This is a genomic window from Streptomyces sp. NPDC026575 (genome assembly GCF_055567415.1).
In genome coordinates this window covers 39,798-54,005 of record NZ_JBVHQM010000039.1, presented here as the reverse complement: position 1 = coordinate 54,005, position 14,208 = coordinate 39,798, and the positions used below count along the sequence as shown (strand labels likewise).

10 protein-coding genes are annotated in these 14,208 nt (G+C 74.3%); 5 read left to right on the top strand and 5 right to left on the bottom strand.

Annotated elements, in window-relative coordinates; all coding sequences use genetic code 11:
* Nucleotides 1–11: 11 nt before the first annotated feature.
* The gene (locus ACZ4NB_RS35505; RefSeq protein ID WP_467667165.1) at nucleotides 12–758 is read right to left on the bottom strand and encodes a GntR family transcriptional regulator; all 747 of its coding nucleotides are present in this window, start codon (nucleotides 756–758) and stop codon (nucleotides 12–14) included.
* 383 nt (nucleotides 759–1,141) lie between these two features.
* The gene (locus tag ACZ4NB_RS35500; protein ID WP_467667164.1) at nucleotides 1,142–2,026 is read right to left on the bottom strand and encodes an RNA polymerase sigma-70 factor; all 885 of its coding nucleotides are present in this window, start codon (nucleotides 2,024–2,026) and stop codon (nucleotides 1,142–1,144) included.
* Between the two features lie 328 nt (nucleotides 2,027–2,354).
* Here ACZ4NB_RS35500 and ACZ4NB_RS35495 point away from each other — a divergent pair, with 328 nt between their 5' ends.
* From ACZ4NB_RS35495 to ACZ4NB_RS35480, 4 genes are all read left to right on the top strand, one after another.
* Nucleotides 2,355–3,929, top strand: a complete 1,575-nt coding sequence (locus ACZ4NB_RS35495; protein ID WP_467667163.1) for an alkaline phosphatase D family protein — start codon at nucleotides 2,355–2,357, stop codon at nucleotides 3,927–3,929.
* A gap of 84 nt (nucleotides 3,930–4,013) precedes the next feature.
* Nucleotides 4,014–5,411 carry a GNAT family N-acetyltransferase gene (locus ACZ4NB_RS35490; protein ID WP_467667162.1) on the top strand — a complete coding sequence of 466 codons (1,398 nt, stop codon included), beginning with the start codon at nucleotides 4,014–4,016 and terminating at the stop codon, nucleotides 5,409–5,411.
* A gap of 159 nt (nucleotides 5,412–5,570) precedes the next feature.
* Nucleotides 5,571–7,265, top strand: coding sequence for a DUF885 domain-containing protein (locus ACZ4NB_RS35485; protein ID WP_467667161.1), 1,695 nt, complete (start codon nucleotides 5,571–5,573; stop codon nucleotides 7,263–7,265).
* Between the two features lie 79 nt (nucleotides 7,266–7,344).
* Nucleotides 7,345–8,775: a GNAT family N-acetyltransferase gene (locus ACZ4NB_RS35480; protein WP_467667160.1), complete on the top strand. Its 1,431-nt coding sequence runs from the start codon at nucleotides 7,345–7,347 to the stop codon at nucleotides 8,773–8,775.
* 55 nt (nucleotides 8,776–8,830) lie between these two features.
* Here the strand turns inward: ACZ4NB_RS35480 and ACZ4NB_RS35475 are convergent, their stop codons facing one another.
* The gene (locus ACZ4NB_RS35475; protein WP_467667159.1) at nucleotides 8,831–9,313 is read right to left on the bottom strand and encodes a rhodanese-like domain-containing protein; all 483 of its coding nucleotides are present in this window, start codon (nucleotides 9,311–9,313) and stop codon (nucleotides 8,831–8,833) included.
* 94 nt (nucleotides 9,314–9,407) lie between these two features.
* On the opposite strand from ACZ4NB_RS35475, the gene ACZ4NB_RS35470 reads away from it, so the two are divergent.
* Complete coding sequence (locus ACZ4NB_RS35470; protein ID WP_384435717.1) at nucleotides 9,408–9,854, top strand: Lrp/AsnC family transcriptional regulator; 447 nt, start codon at nucleotides 9,408–9,410, stop codon at nucleotides 9,852–9,854.
* Nucleotides 9,855–9,887: 33 nt separating this feature from the next.
* On the opposite strand, the gene ACZ4NB_RS35465 is transcribed toward ACZ4NB_RS35470, so the two are convergent.
* Both ACZ4NB_RS35465 and ACZ4NB_RS35460 read right to left on the bottom strand, forming a co-directional pair.
* Nucleotides 9,888–13,040 (bottom strand): AAA family ATPase, encoded by a 3,153-nt coding sequence (locus ACZ4NB_RS35465; protein WP_467667158.1) that lies wholly within the window; start codon nucleotides 13,038–13,040, stop codon nucleotides 9,888–9,890.
* The gene (locus ACZ4NB_RS35460; protein WP_467667157.1) at nucleotides 13,037–14,203 is read right to left on the bottom strand and encodes an exonuclease SbcCD subunit D; all 1,167 of its coding nucleotides are present in this window, start codon (nucleotides 14,201–14,203) and stop codon (nucleotides 13,037–13,039) included. Before ACZ4NB_RS35460 ends, ACZ4NB_RS35465 begins: the two co-directional genes overlap by 4 nt.
* Between the last annotated feature and the right edge of the window lie 5 nt (nucleotides 14,204–14,208).

Here is a 14,208-nt window from a genome sequence, read left to right as displayed (position 1 = left end):
GGGCCGACGGCTCAGCCTGCCAGCAGCGACACCTCGTCGCTGGCGCCGAAGGTCAGCCGGCAGGTGTCCGCGCGGTACGTCGACACCGCGACGGCGGTGGTCCGTCCTCCGGAGACATAGCGGGTCGTCACGACGAGAACCGGTGCGCCGGGCAGCCGGTCCAGCTGGCGGGCGTCCTCCGCGCGGGCCGAGCCGAGCTCCACCGTGCGGTCCTGGCCCTCCAGCTCCAGTTGCTGCAACTCGTGCAGCACGGCGCGGGCGCGGGCCGGAGCGCTGCGCACGGGCTCCTCGGTGTGGCCGGGCACCGCGGCCGACGGCACGTACAGCAGCTCGGCGGCGACGGGCTGGCCGTTGGTGACCCGGGTGCGGCGCACGATGTGCACCTGCTCTCCGGGAGCGGTCTGCAGCAGGCGGGCCACGGCGGCCGGGACGGTGTCGCTCTGTGTGGCGTCGACCGGCTGCCAGTCGTCGCCGGGGGCGCCGGGCCAGGTGTGGCGGACGGGGTCGACGGCGACGCCTACGCGCGGCGGTGCGACGGTGGTGCCCACACCGCGGCGGCGCTGCAGCCTGCCCTCCAGCTCCAGTTGTTCGAGCGCCTGCCGCAGCGTGGCCCGGGCGACGCCGAACCGCGCCGCCAGCTCACGCTCGTTGGGCAGAATCTCGCCGACCGCGAACTCCGAGTCCAGCGCATCGCTGAGCACGGTCTTGAGGTGCCAGTACTTCGGCTCCGGCACCGTTTCGAGTTGCGTGGTCCCCACCCTGTCCTCCGCACTGGCCGTTGCCCTCGCCGGGCACGCCCCCATGGAACCCGGGTCCGCACGCGGGCCCCTACGGATGCGGGCCCGCACGCGCTCCCGTTTATGAGCGCTTCTTTATTAAAGGTTGTTGCAGTATCCCGACGATATGACCGCCCCCACCCTTGGTCAAGACCAATCCCGCAGAGGTTTCGCGGCCCGGTGTGCGACGTGTCGTAGCGAGGAGGGGCACCCCATCGGACGCCGAGGCGGCGCCGACCTGGCGCTCCGTCACCTCGTACGCGCCGAACCTCTTGGGCGGGCCAGGGCGCAGGGAACCACCGGCGTGGCATGCCGGTGCCGTCCGGCCCGCGAACCGCCCCGCGGACCGGTCTGAGTGCGGCGGCTCAGCCCTCGGCCAGCGCCCCGAGCTTGTCCGGGTTGCGCACGATGTAGACCGTCTGGACCCGGCCGTCCCGGATGCCGAGCTGGATGACGGTGTCCGGCACGCCGCCCTGGTGCGTCAACAGCGCGATACCGCCGTTGAGTTCGGTGAAGCCGTACTCCAGGTCGGCCGGTACCTTCTTGACGACCGCGACGAGGAAGCGGGCGATCTTGTCCGCGGACTCGATGACCCGCAGCGGCGCCTTGGCCTTCCCTCCGCTGTCCCCGACCAGCCGGGCGTCCGCCGCCAGCATGCTGAGCAGCCCCTCCAGGTCGTCGCCGGCCGCCGCGGCCAGGAACCGCTCGGTCAGGTCGCGCTGGCGCACGGGGTCGACCTCGAAGCGCGGTTTGCCCTCCTCCACGTGCCGCCGGGCCCGGCCCGCCAGCTGGCGCACCGCGGCCTCGCTGCGGTCCAGGGCTTCGGCGATCTCCGCGTACGGATAGCCGAATGCCTCGCGCAGCACGAACACCGCGCGCTCCAGCGGGGAGAGCGACTCCATGGTGACGAGCACGGCGAGGGTGACGGACTCGGCGAAGACCGTGCGCTCCGCGCTGTCCGGTGCGGTACCGCCGAAGTCGGTCGCCAGGGGTTCCGGCAGCCAGGGCCCCACATACGACTCGCGGCGCGACTGAACCTGCCGGAGCCGGTCGATGGCCAGCCGGGTGGTGATCCGTACGAGGAAGGCGCGCGGTTCGCGCACCACCGAGCGGTCCACGCCCGACCAGCGCAACCAGGCGTCCTGGACCACGTCCTCGGCATCGGCCACCCGGCCGAGCATGCGGTAGGCCACCCCGAACAGGACGGGGCGGTGTTCCTCGAAGACGTCGGTCGCGGATTCCTTCAGCACTCCTCCATCCCACCGGGCCGCACCCGCGTTGTCCAGCGGAAACGGCGGAGTGCGACGGGCGCCACCATGGCGGCGGGCCGGCGCCGGATCGGCTGCCCCCAGTGGACGGTTCGGGCGCCCCGCGAGGGGCGGGGGGTGGCTCCTTGGGTCCAGGTGCCGTAAACGTTCCGGTGGTGTCCTGGCGATCGGCCGGTGGTGTTGCGACGATGGGCCGGGCCCGGCGCGGGCCGGTGAACACCTTGCTGTTCACCGGCCGTTCCGCTGCGGGGCACCAGGCAGCGATACCAACGGGTCATCAGCAAGCTCGGTGACGGCATGGAGGTTCGAGATGGCGCAGGGATCCGGTGGCGGCTTCGGACGGCGGTCGCTGCTGCAGGGCACGGCCGCGGGTTCCGCGGCGCTGGCACTGCCCGTGCTCTCCTGTGCCGCGCCGTCGCAGGCCCGCGGCGGGCGGCCGAGCGCCGACTGGGGCGTCCAGGTGGGGGATGTGACCACGTCCTCGGGGCTGGTGTGGGTTCGGTCGAACCGGCCCGCCCGGATGGTGGTGCAGACCGCGGCGACCGAGTCGTTCCGCAACGCCAGGACCTGGCGCGGCCCGGTGATCGGAGCGGGCACGGACTTCACCGGCGTCACCTCGCTGCACGGTCTGCCGCCCGGCGAGCAGGTCCACTACCGGGTGCTGCTCGCCGACCCGGACGACCCCCGGAGCACCGGCGAACCGGTCTCCGGCACCTTCCGCACCGCGCCCGCCCACCGCCGCAAGGACGTCCGCTTCCACTGGTCGGGGGATCTCGCGGGTCAGGGCTGGGGCATCAATCCGGACCGCGGCGGCTACCGCATCTACGAGGAGATGCGGCGCCGGAACCCGGACTTCTTCCTGTGCAGCGGCGACAACATCTACGCGGACAACCCGATCACCGAGAAGGTGACCCTGCCGGACGGCCGCATCTGGCGGAACGTGACCACCGAGGAGAAGGCGAAGGTCGCCGAGACGCTCAGCGAGTTCCGGGGCGCGTTCCGCTACAACCTGCTGGACGACAATCTGCGCCGGTTCAACGCGCAGGTGCCGACGATCACCCAGTGGGACGACCACGAGGTGCACAACAACTGGTACCCGGGGCAGCTGCTCGACGACGACCGCTACACGGAGAAGAACGCGGATGTGCTCTCCGCGCGGTCGCTGCGCGCCTTCAGCGAGTACTTCCCCATCCGTACGCTGCGGCCCGACCAGGGCGGCCGGGTCTACCGCGTGGTGCACCACGGGCCGCTGCTCGATGTGTTCGTGCTCGACATGCGCCGCTACCGCAACGCCAACTCGCCGGGCCGGCAGACCGACGACCGGCAGGGCATCCTGGGGGCCGAGCAGCTGCGCTGGCTCAAGCGGGAGCTGTCCCGCTCGCAGGCGGTGTGGAAGGTGATCGCGTCCGATATGCCGCTGGGCCTGGTCGTCCCGGACGGCAAGACCGACTTCGAGGCGGTGGCGCAGGGCGATCCCGGCGCTCCCCTGGGGCGCGAGCTGCAGCTGGCCGAGCTGCTGCGGCACATCAAGCACGCCCGGATCACCGGCACCGTATGGCTGACGACGGACGTCCACTACACGTCGGCGCAGCACTACGCGCCGGAGCGGGCGGCGTTCAAGGACTTCGAGCCGTTCTGGGAGTTCGTGTCGGGACCGCTGAACGCGGGCGGGTTCCAGGCGCTGAAGCTCGATGGAACTTTCGGGCCCACGCAGCCGTTCATCAAGGCGCCGGACCGTGCCAACACCTCCCCTGCGGAGACTCCGCAGAACTTCGGCGAGATCGACATCGACGCAGCGAGCGGGGAGCTGACGGTGCGGCTGCGTCAGGAGGGCGGCGAAGTGTTGTTCAGCAAGGTGCTCCAACCGGGACGGGTAGGACAGTAGAGGCCAATGCGCCGATTGCGTCTTTTACCCGTCGGACACAAGGTGTTGGCGATCAGGCAACACGGGTCGGCAAGGCTTGTGTGCATGACTGAAGCTTCCTCTGCCCATTCCTCCCGCCGCCATCACTGGCGCCGGGACATCGTCGAGCTGGCGGCCCTGTTCACGGCCGTCGCGGTGGCCGACGCCGTCGCCAACACCGTCGCGCACGGCCCGTCGGGCCCGGTGCTGCTGTGCGCCGCGGCGGTGGCCCTGATCGCCACGGCCGGCTTCCACGTCTGGTGGACACGACGCCACGAAAGCGGCCCGCCACCAACCGATACCGGCGCCACGGCGCCGTCCCTCGCCGATCCGGCCCCCCGGGCCGGCAGTGAGGAGACGACGCTGTGGCGGATGCGGACCACGGTCCGTGACGAGCCGGGCAGCCTGGCCGCGCTGTGCACGGCACTGGCCGCTCGGCGGGTGGACATACTCAGCCTGCAGACCCACCCGCTGTCCGAGGGCACGGTCGACGAGTTCCTGCTGCGCGCGCCCGGCTCGCTGGCACCCGGCGAGCTGACCCGTACGGTGGCCGGCGCGGGCGGCTCCCACAGCTGGGTGGAGCGCGCCGATGCGCACGATCTCGTCGACGTGCCGACCCGGATGCTCGGCCTGGCGACCCGTACGGCCCTCGACTCCGCCGAACTACCCCTGGCACTGCGCCAGTTGCTGGGGCGCTGCACGATCCACTCGGTCCCCGCCCGCTCGCTGACCGGTCAGCCGCTCGCCGAGCAGGTGCCCGCGGAAGGCGTTCTGGAGGAGCACGTGATGAAGTTCCGCGACCCCGCCGGGGGCTCGCTCACCATCGAAAGGCCGCAGTTGCCCTTCACCCCCACGGAGTTCGCGCGGGTCCGGGCGCTGGTCGAGCTGGACGCCAGGCTCGGCCAGCGGGTGCCGCGGCGGCGCGATGTGCTGACGCTGCCGGAGGGCAACGAGATAACGGTCCGCCGCGCCGACACCTCCGACCTGGCCGCGGCGCGCGAGATGCACGACCGCTGCTCGCCGCGGACGCTCGCGCTGCGCTACCACGGTCCGGTCGGCGACGCGGACCGCTACCTCGGGCATCTGCTGAGCCCGCGGTTCGGCCGCACCCTGGCCGTCGAGACCGCGTCCGGCCGGCTGGTGGCGCTCGGCCATCTGCTGTGGGACGGCGACGAGACCGAGGTCGCGCTGCTGGTCGAGGACGACTGGCAGCAGCGCGGGGTGGGCGCCGAGCTGCTGCGGCGGCTGGTGGCGATGGCGGCCGAGACCGGCTGCGAGAGCGTCTACGCGATCACCCAGGCATCCAACACGGGAATGGTGGCGGCGATGCGCGGCCTCGGCCTGCCGCTGGACTACCAGATCGAGGAGGGCACGCTGGTGATCACCGCCCGTCCGACGGGAGTTCCGGCCCGGCGGGAGCCCCACGAGAGCGTCCGCGTCCAGGACGGCACCGGCCGCCGCTGAGCCGGGCCCGGCCGTGGCCCCTCGGACACCCGCTGACAGCCGGTCGGGCGTGGCGGCGCCCGGCCGGCCGCGCCGGATGGCAATGGCGCCGTAAAGCGACAGGCACGTCCGGCCTATTGATGGTGACGCGGCGGGGTGATCCGTACGAGGATGGCCAGCATGTCCAACACCACTACTTCCGGGGGCGGTCCGCTGCCCCGTGAGGTCGCCGACGCCTATGTCGACGCCCTCGTCGAACTGGACCCGATCACCGGCACCTACCTCGGGATCCCCGAGAGCTCCGGCAAGCTCCCCGACTTCTCGCCGACGGGCCAGGAAGCGGTGGCCCAGCTCGCCCGTACGACGCTGGAGCGGCTCGCCGAGGCCGAGGCCCGGCCGGGCGCGGACAGTCCGGCCGAGCGGATCTGCGCACGGCTGCTGCGCGAGCGGCTGACCGCCGAGCTGGCGGTGCACGAGGCGGGCGAGGGCCTGCGCACGGTCAGCAACCTCAGCTCGCCGCTGCACCACGTGCGGGAGGTGTTCACGCTCACCCCCACCGAGACCGAGGAGCACTGGGCGGCGATCGTGCAGCGGCTGCGCGCGGTGCCCGCCGCGCTGGAGGGCTACCGCGCCGCGCTCGACGCCGGCCGCAAGCGCGACCTGCCCGCCGGCCCGCTCCAAGTCGCCACCGTCATCGGCCAGTTGGACGAGTGGATCGGCACCGAACGCAGCTGGTTCGCCGAGTTCACCGACCCGGGACCGGACGCGTTGCGAAAGGAGCTGACCGAGGCCGCGGAGGTGGCCACCGGCGCCCTGGTGGAGCTGCGCGACTGGTTCCGGGACAGCTACGCCCCGGCCATCGCGGGCGCGCCGGACGTGGTGGGCCGCGAGCGCTACGCCCGCCTCGCCCGCTACTACAACGGCGCCGACCTCGACGCGGACGAGGCGTATGCGTACGGCTGGTCCGAATTCCACCGGCTGCTGGCCGAGATGGAGGCCGAGGCGGAGCGGGTGCTGCCCGGCGCGAAGACGCCGTGGGAGGCCCTGGCCTGGTGCGATGAGCACGGCGAGGCGGTCGAGGGGGTCGAGGAGACCCGGCAGTGGCTGCAGTCGCTGATGGACGAGGCCATCGAGTCGCTGGACGGCACCCACTTCGAACTGGCCGAGCGGGTGCGCCGGGTGGAGTCGCGGATCGCCCCGCCCGGCAGTGCGGCCGCCCCGTACTACACCCAGCCGTCCCTGGACTTCTCCCGCCCCGGCCGTACGTGGCTGCCGACGATGGGCGAGACCCGCTTCCCGGCCTACGACCTGGTCTCGACGTGGTACCACGAGGGGGTACCGGGCCATCACCTCCAGCTGGCGCAGTGGGTCCATGTCGCCGACCGGCTCTCGCGCTACCAGACGACGGTGGGCATCGTCAGCGCCAACGCCGAGGGCTGGGCGCTGTACGCCGAGCGCCTCATGGACGAGCTGGGCTTCCTGACGAACGCCGAGCGGCGCCTGGGCTATCTGGACGCGCAGATGATGCGCGCCGTCCGCGTCATCATCGACATCGGCATGCACCTGGAGCTGGAGATCCCGGCGGACTCCCCCTTCCACCCGGGCGAGCGCTGGACGCCGCAGCTGGCGCACGAGTTCTTCGCGCGCCACTCCAGCCGCCCGGCCGACTTCGTCGAGAGCGAGATCATCCGCTATCAGGGCATGGCCGGTCAGGCCATCGGCTACAAGCTCGGCGAGCGGGTCTGGCTCCAGGGCCGGGAGGCGGCCCGCGCCCGGCACGGCGCGGACTTCGACCTCAAGGCATGGCACATGGCCGCGCTGTCGCAGGGCTCGCTCGGCCTGGACGATCTGCTCAGCGAGCTGTCGGCGCTCTGACCAGGGGTCTTGGGACCGGTGGCCGGCCCGCGCAGAACGGTGTTGTGGCCGGCCGCCGGCGTCCGTAGGGTCCGCTGATATGACAGTGGACCTCGCGGCGGACCGGCCGCTCCTGGTGTTCTCCGGCGATCCGCTGCGCCCGCGGCGCACGGACCCGCACTTCGCGGCCGAGGCCGCCGCGGCGCGGGCGGCCGGCGCGGCGATCGCGGTGCTCGACCATGAGGCGCTGCTCGCCGGGGACACCGAAGCGGCGGTATCCCGGGTGCCCGGCGATGCCGGACCGGTCTGGTACCGCGGCTGGATGCTGCCCGCCGACCGCTACGCCGAGTTGGCGGCGGCGCTCGCCGCACGCGGCTGCCCCCTGCTGACCTCGCCCGCCGCCTACCGCACCGCCCATGAACTCCCCGGCTGGTACGGCACGTTCCGCGCGCTCACCCCGCACAGCGCCTGGCTCCCCTGCGCGCCCGGCCGACCGCCGGAGCGCGCGGCGCTGGCCGGGCTCGCCGCACCGTTCACCGCCCCGGGGCAGCGCCGTCCGCTCGTCGTCAAGGACTGGGTCAAGTCCCGTAAGCACGAATGGGAGGAGGCTGCCTACGTCCCGGACGCGGCCGACACCGAGCGGCTGGCGGCGGTCGTCGGCCGCTTCGTCGCGCTCCAGGAGGAGTTCCTGACCGGCGGCGTGGTGCTGCGGGCCTTCGAGACCTACGCGCGGGAGGTGGGCGAGGCACGGGTGTGGTGGGTGGACGGCGAACCGGTGCTGATCGGCCCGCACCCCGACACACCGGAGCTGCGCCCGGTGCCCGATCTCGCCCAGGTGGCCCCGGCCGTAAGGGAGTTGGGCGCGCGCTTCGTCACCACGGATCTGGCGCGGCGCGCGGAGGGCGGCTGGCGGGTGGTGGAGGTCGGCGACGGCCAGGTCAGCGGGCTGCCCGCGGGCACGGACCACCGTCCGCTGTTCGAGGCGCTGGTCACCACGGGCGCCGGCTACCCCCTGCGGCTCACGGCGGGCCGGGTGACGCTGCGCGCGCTGCTGCCGGCCACGGCGGCCCGGGTGGCGGACGGTGAGACGGCGGGCTTCGACTGGATCGACACCGTCCCGCCCGCGACCACCTCCAGCGGCGCCGAGATCGCCGTACGGGCCGCCGCCTCCGGTGGCTACCGCCCCGGCTGGGGCGTCTTCGTCCTCACGGACACGGCGAGCGGCACGGCACTGGGCAGCATCGGCTTCCACGGCCCGCCGGACGACACCGGCTTCGTGGAGATCGGCTACGACCTCTCCCCGTCCGCACGCGGCGCCGGATGGGCCACCGAAGCGGCCCGGCTGCTGGCCGGGTGGGCGGCCGCCCGGCCAGAGGTGCGAACGGTGTGCGCCCTGACCGAGCCGGAGAACACCCCCTCGCAGCGCGTGCTGGAGCGGGCCGGCTTCCGTTTCGTCGGAGAACGGGAGGGACTGCGCGCCTACGAGATCGACGCGCCCGCCGATGCGTCCCCGGCCGCCCTCAACGCCTGAACCCGGCCCCGGAGTTGACGACCGTCCGGGGAGGGGTGGCTCCAGGGGCCGGAGCTCAGCAGCCGCAGTCCTCGGCCCCGACCGGTGCCGTCAGCGGGTCGGCCGGGCGGCGTTCCGTGCCCTGCCAGGTCTCGACCTCGTACCCCTCGCGGATCCAGTACTCGATGCCGCCGAGCATCTCCTTGACCCGGTAGCCGAGCCGGGCCAGGGCCAGCGCGGCGCGGGTGGCGCCGTCGCATCCGGGGCCCCAGCAGTACACGACGACCGGGACCGCCGGGTCCAGCAACTGCTCCGCGTCCTCGGCGATACGGGCGGTGGGCAGATGTACCGCGCCGGGGACGTGCCCCTGGTCCCAGGCCGCGGTGCTGCGGGAGTCGACGACGACGAAATCGGCGGCGCCGGCCGCGAGCGCGCCATGGACGTCGGCGACGTCGGTGTGGAAGGCGAGGCGGGCGGCGAAGTACGCGGCGGCGTCGGCGGGCGCGGCCGGCGCCGTGGCGAGTACGGCGCTGGTGGGCTGCGGCTTCTGTGTGATCATGACCGTAAATCTATGGCTCACGGTGGCGGCCGGAAAGCGACGATCACCGGCAGAACCCTTGATCTGCCGCTGATTCCACTGCTAGACAGCCCGGATGACCGGTTATTCCCCCGACGCCACCGACTGGCGCATCCTCGACGTCCTGCAGCACAACGGCCGCGCGGGCTACGCCGAGCTGGCCCGCGCCGTGAGCATGTCCGCCAGCGCGGTCACCGAACGGGTCCGCCGACTGGAGGAAGCCGGGGTGATCTCGGGTTACGCGGCGGTGATCGACCCGGAGCGGATCGGGCTGCCGGTCCTGGCCTTCGTCCGGCTGCGGTATCCGAACGGCAATTACAAGCCGTTCCACGATCTGCTGGAGACCACGCCCGAGATCCTGGAGGCGCACCACGTCACGGGCGACGACTGCTTCGTCCTCAAGGTCGCCGCCCGCTCCATGCGGCACCTGGAGGAGGTGTCGGGCCGCATCGGCGCGCTCGGCTCCGTGACGACCAGCGTCGTCTACTCCTCACCGCTCCCCCGCCGCCCGGTCAGTCAGTGACGGGCGGCCCGCCGCCGTCCGCCCCGGGCCGGCTCAGCCGGGCACCCGATGGCGGACCGTGGAGCCCGACCGGGCCTTGACGACCTCCAGCTGGGCCGGGATGCGCGTCTTGAGGTCCGCGACATGGCTGACGATGCCGACGCTGCGGTCGCGTTCGCGCAGCGAGTCCAGGACGTCCAGCACCTCGTCGAGGGTCTGCTCGTCCAGGCTGCCGAAGCCCTCGTCGATGAAGAGGGTGTCCAGCCGGGTGCCGCCGGCCTCGTCGGTGACGACATCGGCGAGGCCGAGCGCCAGGGCGAGCGAGGCGAAGAAGGTCTCGCCGCCGGAGAGGCTGGCGGTGTCGCGCTCATGGCCGGTCCAGGCGTCGATGACGTGCAGGCCGAGGCCGGAGCGCCGCGCCCCGCCGGCGCGTTCGTCGGAGTGGACGAGGGTGTAGCGGCCGGCCGACATCCGGTGCAGCCGCGCGCTGGCGGCGGCCGCGACCTGTTCGAGACGCGCGGCCAGGACGTACGACTCCAGACGCATCCGGCGCTCGTTCTCGGCGGAGGTGCCCGAGGCGAGCGCCGCGAGCCGGGCGATGCGGTCGTGGTCGGCGCGCAGCGGGGCCAGCCGGCGGGCGTCGGCCTCGGCGCGGGCGGAGAGCCGGTCGAGTTCGGCGCCGCGTTCCCGGGCCGTGGCCAGGGCCGTCGAGGCGCTGCGCAGCCGCGCGGCGGCGTCCTGGTGCGCGGTGTACGCGGCGTCCGGGTCGGCGGGCGGCAGCTCGGCGGCGGCCCGGGCCTCGGGGTCCGCCAGCTCGGCCTCCACGGCGGCCGATTCGCGCTGCCGGTCGTCGAGCCGCTGCTGCAGCGCGCGCCACTCCTCGTCCCGCAGCAGCGCTTCGGCGGCGGCCTGCGGGGTGTCGAATCCGGATCGGAAGGCGGCGTCCGACGCTCCGGCGTCGGCTTCCTTGAGCCGCTCGGCGCAGGAGCGCGCCGTACCGGACGCCTGCGCCGCGGCGGCGAGCAGCGCCACCTGCCGCTCCAGCCGCCCGGCCCGCTCGGTGACGCTGGCGCACTCGCCCCGGGCCCGGGTCAGCTCCTCGTCGAGGGCGGTCCGCTCGCGCTCCAGCGCCTCTCGGTGGGAGGTGCGGGCGGCCGCCCGGCGCTCGGCCTGCTGCTGCTCGGCCCGGCGTCGCTCGTACTCCCGCTCGGCGCGTCCGAGCGCCTCGCGGGCGGCGTGCAGATCGGCGCCGCGTGCGTGGTCGCGGGCGTACTCGGCGCGCAACTCCTCGACCTGTGCGGCCAGTTCGGCGCTCGGGGTGTCGCCCGCCGCGGCGGTCGCGGCGGCCAGTGCCTCGTTGACGGACCGGCCGTGCGCCTCCGCCTGCTGCCGGGCGTCCTCGGCCCGGCGGTGGTCGGCCAGCGCGGCCTCCTCGGCCGCCCGGTCGACGTGGCCGGCACCGGCGCGGGCCGGCCGGGGGTGCTCGGTCGCGCCGCACACCGCGCACGCCCGGCCCTCGCCGAGCTGCTCCGCGAGCTCGGCGGCGATTCCGCGCAGCCGCCGGTCCTTGAGGTCGAGCCAGTGCTCATGGGCGGCCGCGGAGCGCTCCCTGGCGGCGAGCAGATCCTTGTCCGCGGCGGCCGCCTCGTCGCGGAGCCGGTCGCGTCGACGGGCCGCGGCGAGCCGTTCGGCGGCCGGTTCGATCCGGGCGCCGAGCTGTTCGGCCCGGGTCGCGGCCTCCTGCGCGGTCTCGATGCGCTGCTGGTGCGCGCGCCGGGCACCGTCCCAGGCGGCGAGCCATTCGGCGGCGTCCAGCAGCGTCTGCTCGTCGGCGCGCGCCTCGCGGTCGAGGGCGGCCCGCTCCCGGGCGATGTCCTCGGCCCGGCGCTCGGCCCGGCGGGCCGCCGCGAGGGCCCCCAGCTCCTCCCGCAACGTCCGTTCCATTGCGGCGAGTTGGTCGGGGCCGGCGTCCGCGAGGTCGGGCGGCAGCGGGGCCCGGCGCTCGCGCTCGGCGCGCTGGGCCGCGTCCAGGTCGCGCCAGGCGGCGTCCCGCAGGGCGAGCGCGGGCGCGACCTCGGCGGCCGCGCGGGCCCGTGCCAGCCGCTCGCGGGTGCGCTCCCCCTCCTCGGCGTACGCATCGAGCCGGGCGGCCCGGCGCCGGGCGTCGGCGTACCGCCGCTGGAGCCGGTCGCGCTCGCGGGCCTGCTCCAGCCGCCGGGCCGCCGACCGCTCCGCGTCCTCGGCGGCACCTGCCGCGGCCTGGGCGACGGTCAGCCGCTCCCGTGCGCTCACCCGGGCGACGGCGGCCCTGACCAGCACCGCGTCCGCGAATCCCGGGTCCCCGGGGCCGGGCGCGGGCGACTCCTGCGCGGCCGCGGCGGCCGGCCGGTCGCGCCCGCCGCGCCGGGCGGCACCGGTCTGCGCCGGTACGGCCGCGGTCGCCGCCGGGGCCCGGCCCTGCGCCGGGACCGGCAGGGCGGCCAGGTCGGCGAGCCCGCTCAGTTCGGTGAGGTCGGTGCTGTCCCCGGCCGCCTGCGCCATCCGGTGTGCCAGCGCCAGCAGCCGCTCGTCGCCGGCCGCGACCTGGTCGGCCGCGCTCTTGCGGCGGGCGTTGAGCTGCTCTTCGAGCGCGGCGAACCGCCGGGTGTCGAAGAGCCGTCCCAGCAGCCGGGCCCGGGCCTCCGCGTCGGCCCGCAGGAAGCGCGCGAAGTCCCCCTGCGGCAGCAGGACGACCTGGCAGAACTGCTCCTTGCTCATACCGAGCAGCTGCCCGATCTCCTCGCCGATCTCCTGGTGGGAGCGGCTCAGCGCCTTCCACTGCCCCTCGGCCCCGGTGGCGGCGGGCACGAACTCCCGCAGCCTGCTCTGCGCCTTCTCCTTCGTCGTGCCGCTGCCCCGCTTCTTGGGGCGGGGCTGCTCGGGCAGCCGGGTGATCTCCAACCGCCGTTCGCCCACGGTCAGTTCGAGGACGACCTCGGTCAGGGTCGGCGGGTCGGCCAGATCGCTGCGCAGCGCCTGGCCGCCCTGCCGCGCCCCGGGCACCGAGCCGTAGAGCGCGAAGCACACCGCGTCCAGGACCGAGGTCTTGCCCGCGCCCGTCGGCCCGTGCAGCAGGAACAGGCCGTCGCGGGTGAGCCGGTCGAAGTCGACGGTCTGGGTGCCGCCGAAGGGTCCGAAGGCGGTGACGGTGAGCCGGTGCAGCCTCATCGGGCCACCTCGGCGGCCAGGTCGTCGACGCGCACCTCGTCGATCGCCGAGCGCAGTTCGGCCCGTTCGTGCTCGTCGGCGCCGCGGCCGGACCGTACGTGCTCCACGAAGTCCTCGGCGATCTCCTGGTCGCTGCGGCCGCGCAGCCGCTGCGCGTACGACGCCAGCGAGCGGGCGGGCCCCTCGTCGGGGTCGAAGACGAGGCTGACGAGGTGCCCGAAGCGCTTGGCGAGCCGCGCCATCGGCTCGTGCGGGCGGGCTGCGTCCGTGAGCGTCGCCTCCACCCAGGAGTCCTCGTGCCGGGCCAGCGCCGGATCGTCCAGCAGCTCCTCCAGCGGTCCGCGGATGCGGGCCAGCGGGCGTGGCACCGGGGCGTCCACCCGCTCCGCGCGCACGGTGCCGTCCGCGTCGAGGTCGACGAGCCAGGACGACTTGCGGTGGTCGGCCTCGGAGAAGGAGTACGCGAGCGGCGAGCCGGAGTAGCGGACCCGTTCGGTGAGGGTCTGGCAGCCGTGCAGATGGCCGAGCGCGGCGTAGTCGACGCCGTCGAACACCGCCGCGGGCACGGAGGCGACCCCGCCGACGGTGATGTCGCGTTCACTGTCGCTGGCCGTGCCGCCGGTGACGAAGGCGTGCGCGAGGACCACGGAGCGGGTCCCCTCGGGGCGGTCCGCCAGATCGGCCCGGACCCGGTCCATGGCCGCGCCGAGCACCGCGGCGTGGTCGGCCCGGGGCGCGCCGAGGGTGTCGCGCGCCATGGCGGGTTCGAGGTAGGGCAGTCCGTAGAGCCCCACCGGGCCGTGCGCGTCGGTGAGGAGTACGGGTGTGCCGCAGTCCGCGGGGTCGGTGCGCAGATGGATACCGGCCCGCTCCATCAGCCCCGCCCCGACGCCCAGGCGGCGGGCGGAGTCGTGGTTGCCGGAGATCATGACGGTGGGCACGCCCAGCTCCGCGAGCCGGTGCAGCGCCTCGTCGAAGAGCTCCACGGCGGCGAGCGGCGGCACGGCCCGGTCGTAGACATCGCCCGCGACCAGCACCGCGTCGATCTCCCGGGCCCGCACCGTCTCGACGAGGTGGTCGAGGAAGGCGCGCTGGGCGCCGAGCAGGTTCACACGGTGGAAGGACCGCCCCAGGTGCCAGTCGGAGGTGTGCAGAAATCTCAACGAGC